This window comes from Goekera deserti (assembly GCF_010685995.1).
GTDB classification, from domain to species: domain Bacteria; phylum Actinomycetota; class Actinomycetes; order Mycobacteriales; family Geodermatophilaceae; genus Goekera; species Goekera deserti.
This window is the reverse complement of the sequence record NZ_JAAGWK010000003.1, coordinates 14,112-26,854: the sequence shown is the minus strand read 5'-3', so window position 1 is coordinate 26,854 and position 12,743 is coordinate 14,112. Positions and strand designations below refer to the sequence as shown.

Sequence of the window (12,743 nt, the reverse complement as noted above, 5' to 3'; positions counted from 1 at the left end):
GACGCGCCGGGGGCAGCCCTCAGCTGGGCCTGCCGAGTTCCCGGACTCCCTCGACCTGGAGGCCGAGCGTAGCGGTGACCCGTTCCTGGGCGGCCCGGGCCGCGAGGCGCTCCGGGAAGGGGTGCCGGCACAGCACGACCGAGGCGCCGGCGGCCAGCGGGGCCAGCAGCCACGCCACCGGTCCGGCGTGCGCGGCGGTGTCGGCGTCGACCAGCAGCCGGTCGCCGGCCACCAGGCCGAGCCGTCCTGCCAGCTCGGCCGCGGTCTCGGCCAGCCCGCCGAGGGTCAGCTCCAGCCCGCCGAGCAGCAGGCCCGGCCCGGCCGGGTCGACCGGCTGGTACGGCTGGAAGTGGTCACCGTGCACCCGCACCTCCAGGGCGTAGTCGCGGGCCTCGCCGACGTAGTTGCGCATGCCCAGCCCCAGCGGGTGCAGCGAGAGCCCCATCAGCTCGCCCGCCCCGGCCTCCTCGAGCGCCTCGACCCGGTCCTGGGTGGTGAGCGCGACGTCGGCGCGGGCCAGCCGGTCGTCGTCCTCGGCGGCGGTGTCCAGCACCGCGGCACCGCAGCTCCACGCGCCGAGCAGCACCGCGGCCGTCTGCCAGTGCACCGGCAGGGCCACCGCCACGGTGCTGCCCGGGCCGACGTCGTACTCGTCCTGCAGCAGGTTCGCGGTCTTGGCCACCCAGTTGGCCAGCGTGGTCGCCGACAGCTCGGTGCGCTCGCCGGTCGCGTCGTCGTAGTGGGTCACCAGCGGCGCGGCCGGCTCGCGGCGGACGGCGTCGGCGAGCAGGGCGGCAGGGGAGGGTGGGGAGCTCGGCACGAGACCAGCGTGACAGGGTGACGCGGCACGCATCCGGGTGACATCGCCCGACGGGACGGCCCCGTCCCGGTTAGAGTCGACCCTCGATGACCTCTGCACCGAGCGCCGCCCTGACACGCATCGACGTCGAGGTCCTCCGCCGCACCCGACGCCTCCTCGGCGGCACCCCCGCGGTCCCGGTGGCCCGGAGCATGAGCCACTTCGGGGAGCACGCACTGGGCTGGATGGCCCTCGGCGCGGCCGGCTGGCTGTCCGGCCGGCGCCGCGACGAGTGGCTCGCCGGGGTCGTCGGCGTCGTCGGCGGGCACGCCGCCGGTGTCGTGGTCAAGCGGGTGGTCCGCCGTCCGCGGCCCACCCTGCCCGACGTCCCGCCGCTGGTGGGCACCCCGAGCAGGCTGTCGTTCCCCAGCGCGCACAGCTGTTCGACCGCTGCGGCGGCGGTGGGCTTCGCGCCCATGCTGGGCGCGCCGCTCATGGCCGGTACCACCGTCGCGATGGGACTCTCGCGGGTGCTGCTCGGCGTCCACTACCCGACCGACGTCCTGTGCGGCGCCGCGCTCGGCTCCGGCGTCGCCCTCGTCGTGCGGCGCCGCCTCCTCCCCGGCCTCAGCCGGACGACGTGAAGGCCGAAGACATGACCGTCCGCCCCGAGCACCCCACCGCGGTGCCCTCCACCCCGCCCCTGCACCCGGCGGAGCCGGTGCGCACCGTCGCGCCCGCCCCCTCGGCCACCGTGCAGCCCACCCCGGCCGCCGGCGGGCTGCCGCCCCGCCCCGAGGGCTTCCGCGGCAGCCTGGCCTGGGGCGTCGTCCGGGCGGTGCGCCCCAAGCAGTGGGTCAAGAACGTGCTCGTGCTCGCCGCGCCGCTGGCCGCCGGCCGGGTGTTCGAGGCCGAGGTGGCCGGCCCCACCGCCGTCGCGTTCGCGCTGTTCTGCATGAGCTCGGCGGCGGTCTACCTCGTCAACGACACGATCGACGTCGAGGAGGACCGCCGGCACCCGAAGAAGCGCTTCCGGCCGATCGCGGCGGGCATCGTGCCCCGCCCGCTGGCCCTCGCACTGGCGGCGGTGCTGTTCACCGCCGCGCTGGTCACCGCCGCCCTGGTCACCCGGCCGGCGCTGGCCGGGGTGCTGGCCAGCTACGTGGTCATCCAGCTGGCCTACTGCCTGTTCCTCAAGAACCAGCCGGTGATCGACCTGGCCGTGGTGGCCTCGGGCTTCCTGCTGCGCGGCATCGCCGGCGGTGTGGCCGCCGGGATCGTGCTGTCCCAGTGGTTCCTGCTGGTGGCCGCGTTCGGCTCGCTGTTCATGGTCGCCGGCAAGCGCTACTCGGAGTTCGTGCTGGTCGGCGACGAGGCAGCCACCCGCAAGACCCTGCAGGAGTACTCCGCGAGCTACCTGCGCTTCGTCTGGAGCCTGTCGGCCGGCGTCACCTGCACCGCCTACAGCCTCTGGGCCTTCGAGATGGTCGAGACCCAGGACGGCATCCCCTGGGCCACCATCTCGATCGCCCCGTTCGTCCTCGCGATCCTCCGCTACGCGATGGACGTCGACAAGGGCGCCGCCGGCGCCCCGGAGGAGATCGTCCTGCACGACCGTGTCCTGCTCGCCCTCGGCCTCCTGTGGGCCGCACTCGTCGGCATCGGAGTCTTCAGTGCCTGAAGCAACACTCGACCGGGCGGCCACCGTGCCGCTCACCGGCTGGGGTCGCACCGCCCCCACCCCGGCCCTGCTCACCCCGGTGCACGACGACGACGCCGTGCGCACGGCGTTGGCGGAGAGCACCGGCCGTGGCGTGCTGGCCCGCGGGCTGGCCCGCAGCTACGGCGACGCCGCGCAGAACGCCGGCGGCCACGTGCTGGACATGACCACCTACCGCGGCGTGCTGGCCGCGGACCTGACCACCGGCCTGGTCGACGTCGAGGCGGGCATCTCCCTCGACGAGTTGATGACCCGGTTCGTGCCGCAGGGCTTCTTCGTGCCGGTCACCGCCGGCACCCGGTACGTGACGGTCGGGGGCGCCATCGCCGCCGACATCCACGGCAAGAACCACCACGTCGCCGGCAGCTTCTCCCAGCACGTGCGCTGGCTGGACCTGCTCACCGCCGACGGCCAGGTGCACCGGGTCTCACCGGACTCCGACGCCGACCTGTTCTGGGCGACCGCCGGCGGCATGGGCCTGACCGGGGTGATCCTGCGGGCCCAGGTGCAGATGAAGCCGATCGAGAGCTCGCGGATCGTGGTCGACACCGACCGCACGCCCGACCTCGACGCCCTGATGACGCTGCTCACCGAGACCGACCACCTCTACGAGTACTCGGTGGCCTGGATCGACTGCGTGACCAAGGGCCGCCGGATGGGCCGCTCGGTGCTCACCCGCGGCCGCTTCGCCCGCCGCGACGAGCTGCCCGCCAAGCGGCAGGCCGACCCGCTGGCCTACTCCAGCTCGGTGAAGCTCTCGGTGCCGAACGTGTTCCCGCCCGGGATGCTCAACCTGGCCACGGTGTCGGCGTTCAACGAGCTCTGGTACCGCAAGGCACCCACCCGCAAGCGGGACCAGCTGCAGAGCATCCCGGCCTTCTTCCACCCGCTGGACGGCGTGGGCGCGTGGAACCGCATCTACGGCCCGCGCGGCTTCGTGCAGTACCAGTTCACCGTGCCGTTCGGGCAGGAGGAGGCCATGCGCGAGGCGATGGTGCGGATCGCCTCCAGCGGGACGGCGTCCTTCCTCGCCGTCCTCAAGCGGTTCGGGCCGGGCAACCCGGGCATGCTGTCCTACCCGTCGCCGGGCTGGACGCTGGCGCTGGACATCCCGGTCGTGCGCGGCCTGGCCACCCTGCTGGACCAGCTCGACGAGCTGGTGCTCGCCGCCGGCGGCCGCATCTACCTGGCCAAGGACAGCCGCGTCCGCGCGGAGACCTTCGCCCAGATGTACGAGCGGATCGACGACTTCCGCGCCGTGCGCGCCCGGGTCGACCCCGACGGCGTGTTCACCTCCGACCTGGCCCGGAGGCTGGAGCTGTGATCGACGCACTGGGGTCGGTGGGCTCGCTGCTGCTCGTCGGCGGCACCTCCGACATCGCGGCCGCCACCGCGCACCGCTACCTGGCCGAGCGGCCGCTGCGTGTCGTCGTCGCCGCCCGGGACACCCCGCGGCGCGCCGCGGTCGCCGCGGAGCTGGCCGCGGCCGGCGCCACCGTGCAGGTGGTCGACTTCGACGCCGACGACCCGGCGTCCCCGGCCCGGATGGTGGCCGAGGCCGCCGCGGGCGGGGACGTCGACGTCGCGGTGGTGGCCTTCGGTCAGCTGGGGGACCAGCAGCAGCTGGCCGCGGACCCGGACGCCGTCGCCGCGCTGGCGCGGGTCAACTACGTGGCCCCCGCGGTCGTCGGCACCGTGCTGGCCCAGCACATGCGCGCCCAGGGCCACGGCGTGATCGTGGCGCTGTCCTCGGTCGCGGGGGAGCGGCCCCGGGCGTCGAACTTCGTGTACGGCTCCACCAAGGCCGGCATCGACGCCTTCTACAGCGGTCTCGGTGACTCGCTGGCCGGCACGGGTGTCTCGGTGCTCGTCGTCCGGCCGGGGTTCGTGCGGTCCAAGATGACCGAGGGCCTGGACGACGCCCCGCTGGCCACCACCCCGCAGGCCGTCGCCGAGGCGATCGTGGCCGGTGTGCGCTCGGGCCGGCACACCGTCTGGGTGCCCGGCGCGATGCGGGTGGTCATGAGCGGCCTGCGGCACGTGCCCCGCGCCCTGTTCCGTCGCCTGCCCATCTGAGGGCCACGACCCCCCGGCCATCAGTGCGGTGATGGCCGGGACAGCGGTCAGTTGATGCAGGTGGTGTCGGCGGCGGTGCGGGCATCCTCACCGGCGACGACGGCGGCAGGTTCCGCGGCGGCGGTGACCGGCCGGCCGACGCCGTTGAAGTCGGTGCCCAGCACGAGCTGCACCGTGCCCGGCGTCGCGTCCTCGCTCACCACCGCGACCGAGCCCGGCACGGTGGCCGCCACGGCCGCGGCGGCCTGCTCGTCACCGGCGGCGTGCAGCACCTGGGTCACCGGGTGCGGGCCGGCGTCGGCGTTGCCGGTGGTCAGGACGACGAACCCGCCGGCGGTCAGGTCGGTCCCGGCGCGGGCCGCGACACCGGAGACCCCCGAGCCGTTGTAGACCCCCACCCGCACCTGGGACGGCGACAGCGGGGCCGGCGGCTGCTCCACGGTCGTCGTCACGGTGCCGCTGGTGGTGCTGCTGGTGGCACCGTCGGCGCTCAGCTCCGCGAAGAAGGCGTGCAGTGCGGGCACCTCCTCCAGCTGCAGGATGTACCGGCCGTCCTCGTCCTCGGCGTCGCCGACGAAGGGCACCGTCTGGAAGTCGATGGTGCCGGGGGTGACGTCCTGCATCTGCTCGGCCAGACCGATCAGGTCCATGCCCTGGTCGATGGTGAGGGAGTCGGCGGCCGCGGCGACCAGCTCGGACTGCTTGCCGGGGTCGAGGAGCACGTCCTCGGACAGCATCTTGCGCAGCACCCCGGCGATGAACACCTGCTGGCGGATGATCCGGTCGAAGTCGCCGCGGGGCAGCTCGTGGCGCTGGCGGACGAACTTCAGCGCGTCGGCGCCGCCGATGGTCTGCGGGCCGGCGGGGAACACCGCGCCGGAGTAGTAGGAGTCGTCGACCGCGGCGCAGAGGTTGACGTCGACGCCGCCCACCACCGAGGTCAGGTCGAAGAAGCCGAGCAGGTCGACCTCGGCGTAGTGGTCGATCTGCAGGCCGGTGAGCTGGCTGATGGTGCGCACCAGCAGCTGGGCGCCGCCGGCCATCCGCTGCTCCTCGGGCGCGGTGGACGGCACGCCGGCGTAGCCGTAGGCGTAGGCCGCGTTGAGCTTGTCCTCGCCGTACCCGGGGATCTCGACGTAGGAGTCGCGCGGGAAGGAGACGAACGACGCGCCGGACCCGTCGGCGGGCACGTGCACCAGGATGATCGTGTCGGTGTTCATCCCGGCGTCCTCGCCGGCGTTGAGCTCGGCCAGCTGGGCGTCGGTCAGGTCGGCACGCGAGTCGTTGCCCACCAGCAGCAGGTTCATCGCCGCGCCTGCGCGCCGGGCCTCGGTGGACTCCACGTTCCCGCTCGTGGGGATGGCATCGGTGCGGCTGACGCTGGCCTGGGCGACCTCTCCGAGGTACCAGCCCCAGCCGCCGGTGCTCAGCACCACCAGGGACAGCAGCCCGGCCACGACCCGTGCGACGACGGCCGTCCGCCCGGTGCGTGGCGCAGCGGATCGGGGCGGACGCGGTGCAGCGCGGCCCAACCTGGGGTCCAGGCGAGGAGGCAGTGGGCGTACGGCGTCCGCGGGCGCGTCTGCCCGGTCCTGCGGCTGGTCCCAGCTGGAGTTGCTCACGTCTGTCCTCACGTCGGGGCGCCCGGCTATGGCTGATGCCAGGAAATGGCGCGTCATCCAGCGGCGTGTCATGACGGAATGTATGCAGAACCGTCGATCTACAGCACTCGCCACACCCACTCGGCGGCTGCTCGGTGAACATGTCCGTCTCGACCGACCCCGTGGTCCCATCAGCAGCAGCGAGCACATGGGGACAGCGCGCCGGAACGCTCCGTCACACGCGCCCCGCGTTGCACCTCGGTCACGACTCGCCCGACTCCGGTACGGATGACTCAAGGAATTGCCGATGGGTGACGAATACTCCTCCGGAACGTGCATTGCTCACTACCGTGGGTGATGCGCCAGCTCGCTCAACCGGAGGCTTCTGTCGTGCGCCGCATCATCGGGGGCTTGCTCGCCTTCCTCGTCCTCACCGGGACACTGCTCGTCCTGCCCGTCTACGCAGCACCCGCACCGTCGGCCGAGCCGGTCGCCCCGTCGATCGACGCGGTCGACCTGGGCTCGGTCGCGGAGCCCGAGGGTGCCGCGGTCGTGACCGAGGACGGCACCGTGGTGGACGCCGGGCCGGAGACCGACGTGGTGCTGGGCACGACCGCCGACCCGTCGGCCACCCCGACGCCGAGCACCAGCGCCTCGCCGACCACGAGCTCGCCGCCGACCACCGCGCCGCCCACCGCCCCGACGGCCGGTACCGGCACCGACCCGGTCGCCGCCTCCGGGCGCGAGATCGACGGCGTCGAGGCGCTCACCGTCTCCCAGCCCGACACCGACCGCTTCGAGTCCGTCGGCGTCACCTGGGCCCAGGACGAGTCGGTGACCGGCGTGACCGTGCAGATCCGCACCAAGAAGTCCTCCGGCCGGTGGACGCCGTGGACCACCGTCGAGCAGGACGACGTCGACCCCAGCGAGGGCAGCGACGCCGGCGTGCGCGGCGGCACGTCCCCCTACTGGACCGGCGCCGCGAAGGGCATCGAGGTGGTCGTGCAGGCTGCCGACGGCTCCACGCCCGAGGACGTGCAGGTGCAGCTCATCGACCCGGGCAACAGCGCCGCCGACGTGACCCCCGGCGCCCCGGCGATCACCGACACCGCGCACGCCGCCACCGCGATGCCGGCGATCTACTCGCGCGCCCAGTGGGGTGCCGACGAGAAGCTGATGACCTGGGAGCCGGAGTACGCGCCGACCGTCAAGGCCACGACCATCCACCACACGGCCGACAGCAACAACTACTCGGCCGCCGACGTGCCGGCGATCATGCGCTCGATCTACGCCTACCACGCGGTCAGCCGTGGCTGGGGCGACATCGGCTACAACGTCATCGTCGACAAGTACGGCAGGGCCTGGGAGGGTCGCTCCGGCGGTCTGGCCAGCTCGGTCGTCGGCGCGCACGCCGGGGGCTTCAACACCTCGACGTTCGGCGTCTCGATGCTCGGCAACTACGACGTCGTCGACACCCCGCCGGCGCTGCTCGAGACGGTGGCCTCGGTCATCGCCTGGAAGTTCGCGCTGTACGCGATCCCCGCCTCGGGCACCGTGAGCCTGGTGTCCTCGGGTGGCGGGACCTCCCGGTACGCCGCCGGCACCCCGGTCACGCTGCCGACGATCTTCGGTCACCGCGACGTCGGTGCCACCACCTGCCCGGGCCGCTACGGCTACAGCCACCTGGGCGAGATCCGGGGCATGGTCGCCCAGAAGATCGCCGCCGGCGGGCCGGCGGTGTCCGCCACCCCGTCGATGGCCGACTCGTCCCCGCAGGTGCTGCTGCGCAATGCGCGCGGTGGCGGCATGGCCGAGTGGACGACCCGGCGCGGCGACCCCGGGGACCTGCCGCTCACCTGTGACTGGGACGGGAACGGCACCGAGACCATCGCCGTCTTCCGCGACGGGCGCTTCTTCCTCTTCGACTCCAACGGCAGCACCGCTGCCGCGACTTCCGACTTCCGGTTCGGCGACCGGGGCGACACCCCGCTCTGCGGGGACTGGGACGGTGACGGCAAGGACACCGTGGGCATCTGGCGGAACGGCTGGTTCTTCCTGCGCAACAGCAACACCTCCGGGGTCGCCGACGGCTACTTCCCGTTCGGGAACACCGACGCCCAGCCGGCCATCGGCGACTGGAACGGCGACGGGTACGACACGGTCGCCGTCTACCAGGACGCCACCTTCTACTTCGCCAACAGCAACCTGCGGCCGCTGGCCGACGGGCGGCTGGCCTACGGCGACCGCGGCGACCGGGTCGTGGTCGGCGACTGGACGGGAGCCCGCCGGGACTCCATGGGCGTCTTCCGCGCCGGGACCTTCTACCTCACCACTTCGCTCAGTCGTTCCGTCGCGGACCTGACCGTGGGCTTCGGTGCCCCCTCGGACCGCCCTCTGGTCGGGGACTGGGACGGCAACCGCACCGTCACCATGGGGGTCCAACGTGGGTACTGATCTTCTCCGTCGGCGGCTGCGTCGAGTCCTCGTCGCCGGACTGGTGAGCGCAGGACTGGCCGCCACCACGGTCCTGGTCGCACAACCTGCGCAGGCGGTGGTCACCGGGGACGTGCAGTTCACCGGGCACGGTTGGGGGCACGGCCGCGGTCTGGGTCAATGGGGCTCGTACGGCTACGCGATCAACGCAGGGTGGTCGTACCAGCAGATCCTCACCCACTACTACGGCGGCACGTCGCAGTCCCAGCAGGCCAACGGCCCGATCACCGTCTCGCTGACCGGCCAGGACAACCAGGACCTCCTCGTCACCTCCGGCCGGGACTTCATCGCGGGTGGCATCCGGGTGACGGCCGGGTCCGCCGCTCGCATCCAGGCGCGTCCGGACGGCAGTTTCCAGCTCCAGACCAGCTACGGCTGTGGCAGCCCCGTGGTGTGGACGACGACGATCCCGAACTCCCGCGTCGAGCCGACCACGGCGCCGGGGAACGACCTGCAGGCGATGTTGACCCTGTGCGCCGCCTCGAGCACCAAGCAGTACCGGGGTGAGCTCTCGGTGGTGTCCACCGCGGCCGGCCAGCGCACCGTGAACACGGTCTGGATGGAGGACTACCTCCGAGGCGTCGTGCCCCGGGAGTCACCGGCCAGCTGGGGGGACGGGGGCGGCGGCAAGGGCATCGAGGCGCTCAAGGCCCAGTCGGTGGCCGCCCGCTCCTACGCCTGGGCCGAGAACCGGTCGGCCATCGCCAAGACCTGCGACACCACCGCCTGCCAGGTGTACCTCGGCGCTGGCACCAACCACCAGGCGCTCGAGGACCGTCGCACGGACGCCGCGATCGCCGCGACCTCCGGCGTGGTCCTGCGCAACGGCTCCGGCGGCATCGTCCGGGCGGAGTTCAGCTCCTCCACCGGCGGCTACAGCGCCGGCGGGGCCTTCCCGGCGGTCGTGGACGACGGGGATGCGATCTCCCCGCACCACAACTGGTCGCAGGCGGTCCCCGCCACGACGATCGCCCGCGCCTTCGGGGTCGGTGAGCTGATGGACCTGCGGGTCACCGGCCGCAACGGCAAGGGCGCGGACGGCGGCCGGGTGACCACCGTGGAGGTGGTGGGCACCGCCAAGACCGTCTCGGTGAGCGGCAGCGCCGTCCGCACCCAGCTGGGCCTGAAGTCCGACTGGTTCGTCGTCAACGGTGCGCCGGTGGCGGCTCCGCCGGCGGCGGGGCCGATCGCGCTGCCCGCCGTGTTCCAGTCCGGCTCCCCGGTCACCGCGGTGCCCTTCGGTGACCGCGGTGACGTCCCCCTCACCTGCGACTGGGACGGCGACGGCGTGGACACGGTGGCGGTCTTCCGCGGTGGCGCGTGGTTCGTCTCGACGAGGCCCGGTGGCCGCGCGGACGTGGTGATCGGCTTCGGCCAGGGCGGTGACCAGCCCGTCTGCGGGGACTGGGACGGGGACGGCCGGGACAGTGTCGGGGTGTTCCGGGACGGGGTGGTCTTCCTGCGCAACAGCCTCACCACGGGTGTGGCTGACGGCCTGTTCGCCTTCGGTGCGCCTGGTGACTCCCTGGTCGCCGGTGACTGGAACGGCGACGGCTTCACCACCGTCGGGGTCTGGCGTGGTGGCGCCTTCTACCTGACCCAGAGCAACCTGGTGCCCACCACGGATGCCGTCACCTTCTACGGCGTGCCCACCGATCTGCCCGTGGTGGGTGACTGGGACGGCAACCGCACCGACACCATCGGCGTCCAGCGGGGGAACCAGTTCTTCCTCCGCAACCGCAACGACTCCGGTGTCGCCGACGTCACCGTGGCCTTCGGTGATGCCGGGGACACCCCGGTCGCCGGTACCTGGCGAGCAGGGGCCCGGGACACCGTGGGGATCAGCCGGGGGTACTGACCCCATCGCAGCACAGCAGAGCCCCGCCCGTGATGTCGGGCGGGGCTCTGTCACGTCCGGGCTCACCGGGCACGCTGCGGGGGCTCCGTCCCACGGGCGCTGCGGGACCGGTCCACCCCGGGGAGGTGCCGGAGGCGCGAGGGGGTCACCCCGGGGAGGTCCCGGATGCAGGAGGGCAACCGTCCAGGGGGCGCTCGGCGACCGGCTGCAGGTCCACCTCGTAGATCTGGACGCCGCCCTGGTCGTACACCTGCCGGAGCGAGGCCGACGCCTCCACGCCCTGCAGCCCCTGGATCCTGTTGACGTTCTTGCGCACGTACCCGGTGCTGAGGAAGACGTAGCGGATGTCGAGGCTCTCGACGGCCTGACGCACCTCGGGGTCGGTGTCCAGGCAGCGGAAGCGGTCGAACAGCGCGCGCTGCGTGGGGCCCAGGGACGAGTAGCTGGCCTGGGGCACCTGATGCCCGAACAGGGGTCGGACGCCGTCCAGCGCGGACATGTAGGCCGATCCGTCGCCCGGGTCGTTCATCACCGTCTCGCCGGGCTGTACGCGCTCGCCGAGCCAGGCCATGGCAGCCACCTCGGCACCGTTGAGGTAGCGCTCCGTCTGGTAGGCCGTGGCGACGCGCTTGCTGTTGGGCTGGACGTAGAGGCCGCCGGAGAGCACGAGGACCGCCGTGAGGACGGCCATGGCGCAGACGGCCTGCACCAGCGCCGGACGCCGGCCGGCGGTGAGTCGGCGGGTCTTCCCGGCCAGGTGGGCCAGGCCGAGCGAGAGGCGCCAGAGCCCGTGCCCGGCCAGCGGGGCCAGCCCGAGGACGGCGAGGGCAGCGAAGCGGTAGCGGTCGTTCCACCACGGGCCGGTGACGGCCTGGGTGAAGTCGTCGTCCAGTGACGCGGCGAGCACGAAGAGCAGCCCGGCCACACCGGCGCCTGTCAGCCACCACCACATGTACGCGGCCGAGGCCAGGCTGAAGAGCCCGACGATGACCAGCAGGGCGAGCGTCAGCTGTGGCACCCGCCTGTTGTGGTCCAGGAACAGCAGGTCGCCGACCGCCTGGCCGGGGGTCTGCACGGCCGGCCAGTCGACCTGCGCCGCCGCCTGACTGCCCCCGGTGGAGATGGCACCGAGCACGTCGGGCAGGGCCAGGACGAGCGTGAACGCCCCGGCCGCGAGGAGCATCAGCAGCTCCCGGGACGGCACGCCGCGCCGGACGACCCAGCGGAAGCCGACGAACAGGAGAGCCAGGAAAGCGCCGGACAGGGCGGTGGCCGGTTGGAGGCCGAGCAGGCCGGCGCCGCCGAGTGAGGCCAGTGCGGCGCGGCCGAAGCCCGGGCGGTCGCAGACCGCCCAGACCAGCAGCAGGAACGCCGGCGTGAGCGACAACCCCGTGGCGTACGGCAGCAGCGGGCCGCGCCAGATGGTGTCGTAGGGGAAGCTGGTGAACCCGGCCAGCAGCAGCGGCGTCACGGCGACCACGACCGTGGGCGCGCGCATCTCCCGCAGCAGTACGGCCAGACCCAGACCGGTGATGCCGGCCAGCAGCAGCGTCTGGGCGTTGAGGACCTCGAACACCGAGGCGCCGGTGGCATCCCGGACCACTGCGGCGATCGCGTGGTAGGCGTTCGGGTAGAAGTAGGTGTCGGACTCCCAGTCGTTGACCGCCCGCAGTGCCGCCGGCGCGACGTCGCCGGTGTCGGCGATCAACCGGGTGGCGTTGGCGTGGAAGGTGTAGTCCCAGTCCTGGTTCGGACGGCCGAGCCCGGCGAACCCGCGGTCGATCACGAACGCGGAGAGCAGCGCGCCCGCCGCCACCCCGCCGCCGACCAGCAGGTCGGTGGGAGCGAGCCCGCCCCGACGGGCCACCGTCCGTCCCCGCTCGTCATCAGCGTGCCGTTCGCGGTGACGGGCGCGGCCGGTGCGCCGGGTGCGGACGAGCAGCACGATCCCGGCCAGCGCGACGGCCTCCACGGCGAGCAGCAGCGGGCCCCACGTCAGGTCGACGTAGCCGGCGACGGTGCCCGTGGCGGTGGCGAACCCGTAGGTGAGCAGCGGGGCGACGGCGATGGCCACCGGCCAGCGGAGGCCGGCAGCTGCCGCCACGGCACCACCCGGCAGGAACAGCACCAGGAGGTAGACGGCGAGCAGGCCGATCGCTTCACCAGGCAAGGCAGGTCCTGTCTCAACTCGGTCGG

9 protein-coding genes are annotated in these 12,743 nt (G+C 73.1%); 6 read left to right on the top strand and 3 right to left on the bottom strand.

Annotated elements, in window-relative coordinates:
• Positions 1 to 19: 19 nt before the first annotated feature.
• The gene (locus G1H19_RS01155) at positions 20 to 820 is read right to left on the bottom strand and encodes a TIGR03089 family protein (RefSeq protein ID WP_235928207.1); all 801 of its coding nucleotides are present in this window, start codon (positions 818 to 820) and stop codon (positions 20 to 22) included.
• 86 nt (positions 821 to 906) lie between these two features.
• Here G1H19_RS01155 and G1H19_RS01150 point away from each other — a divergent pair, with 86 nt between their 5' ends.
• The 4 genes from G1H19_RS01150 to G1H19_RS01135 are packed head-to-tail and all read left to right on the top strand — an operon-like array spanning position 907 to position 4,595.
• Positions 907 to 1,443 (top strand): phosphatase PAP2 family protein, encoded by a 537-nt coding sequence (locus G1H19_RS01150; protein ID WP_152731744.1) that lies wholly within the window; start codon positions 907 to 909, stop codon positions 1,441 to 1,443.
• Between the two features lie 11 nt (positions 1,444 to 1,454).
• The gene (locus G1H19_RS01145; protein ID WP_152731745.1) at positions 1,455 to 2,480 is read left to right on the top strand and encodes a decaprenyl-phosphate phosphoribosyltransferase; all 1,026 of its coding nucleotides are present in this window, start codon (positions 1,455 to 1,457) and stop codon (positions 2,478 to 2,480) included.
• Positions 2,473 to 3,843, top strand: a complete 1,371-nt coding sequence (locus tag G1H19_RS01140) for an FAD-binding oxidoreductase (protein ID WP_162393253.1) — start codon at positions 2,473 to 2,475, stop codon at positions 3,841 to 3,843. The genes G1H19_RS01145 and G1H19_RS01140 overlap by 8 nt, the downstream gene beginning before the upstream one ends.
• On the top strand, positions 3,840 to 4,595 hold the full coding sequence (locus tag G1H19_RS01135; protein WP_162393254.1) for a decaprenylphospho-beta-D-erythro-pentofuranosid-2-ulose 2-reductase: 756 nt from the start codon (positions 3,840 to 3,842) through the stop codon (positions 4,593 to 4,595). Before G1H19_RS01140 ends, G1H19_RS01135 begins: the two co-directional genes overlap by 4 nt.
• Positions 4,596 to 4,642: 47 nt before the next feature.
• Here G1H19_RS01135 and G1H19_RS01130 read toward each other — a convergent pair whose 3' ends face one another.
• On the bottom strand, positions 4,643 to 6,052 hold the full coding sequence (locus G1H19_RS01130) for an LCP family protein (protein ID WP_235928208.1): 1,410 nt from the start codon (positions 6,050 to 6,052) through the stop codon (positions 4,643 to 4,645).
• Between the two features lie 534 nt (positions 6,053 to 6,586).
• Between G1H19_RS01130 and G1H19_RS01125 the strand changes: the two genes are divergently transcribed.
• Complete coding sequence (locus G1H19_RS01125; protein ID WP_235928209.1) at positions 6,587 to 8,650, top strand: N-acetylmuramoyl-L-alanine amidase; 2,064 nt, start codon at positions 6,587 to 6,589, stop codon at positions 8,648 to 8,650.
• A gap of 43 nt (positions 8,651 to 8,693) precedes the next feature.
• Positions 8,694 to 10,547 (top strand): SpoIID/LytB domain-containing protein, encoded by a 1,854-nt coding sequence (locus G1H19_RS01120; protein WP_152731748.1) that lies wholly within the window; start codon positions 8,694 to 8,696, stop codon positions 10,545 to 10,547.
• A gap of 145 nt (positions 10,548 to 10,692) precedes the next feature.
• Here the strand turns inward: G1H19_RS01120 and G1H19_RS01115 are convergent, their stop codons facing one another.
• The gene (locus G1H19_RS01115; protein WP_152731749.1) at positions 10,693 to 12,717 is read right to left on the bottom strand and encodes a DUF6541 family protein; all 2,025 of its coding nucleotides are present in this window, start codon (positions 12,715 to 12,717) and stop codon (positions 10,693 to 10,695) included.
• Positions 12,718 to 12,743: the final 26 nt, after the last annotated feature.

Excerpts from the sequence above, each read along its gene's own strand:
- G1H19_RS01150 (WP_152731744.1), top strand. The coding sequence starts at position 907 with ATGACCTCTGCACCGAGCGCCGCCCTGACACGCATCGACGTCGAGGTC.
- G1H19_RS01145 (WP_152731745.1), top strand. The coding sequence starts at position 1,455 with ATGACCGTCCGCCCCGAGCACCCCACCGCGGTGCCCTCCACCCCGCCC.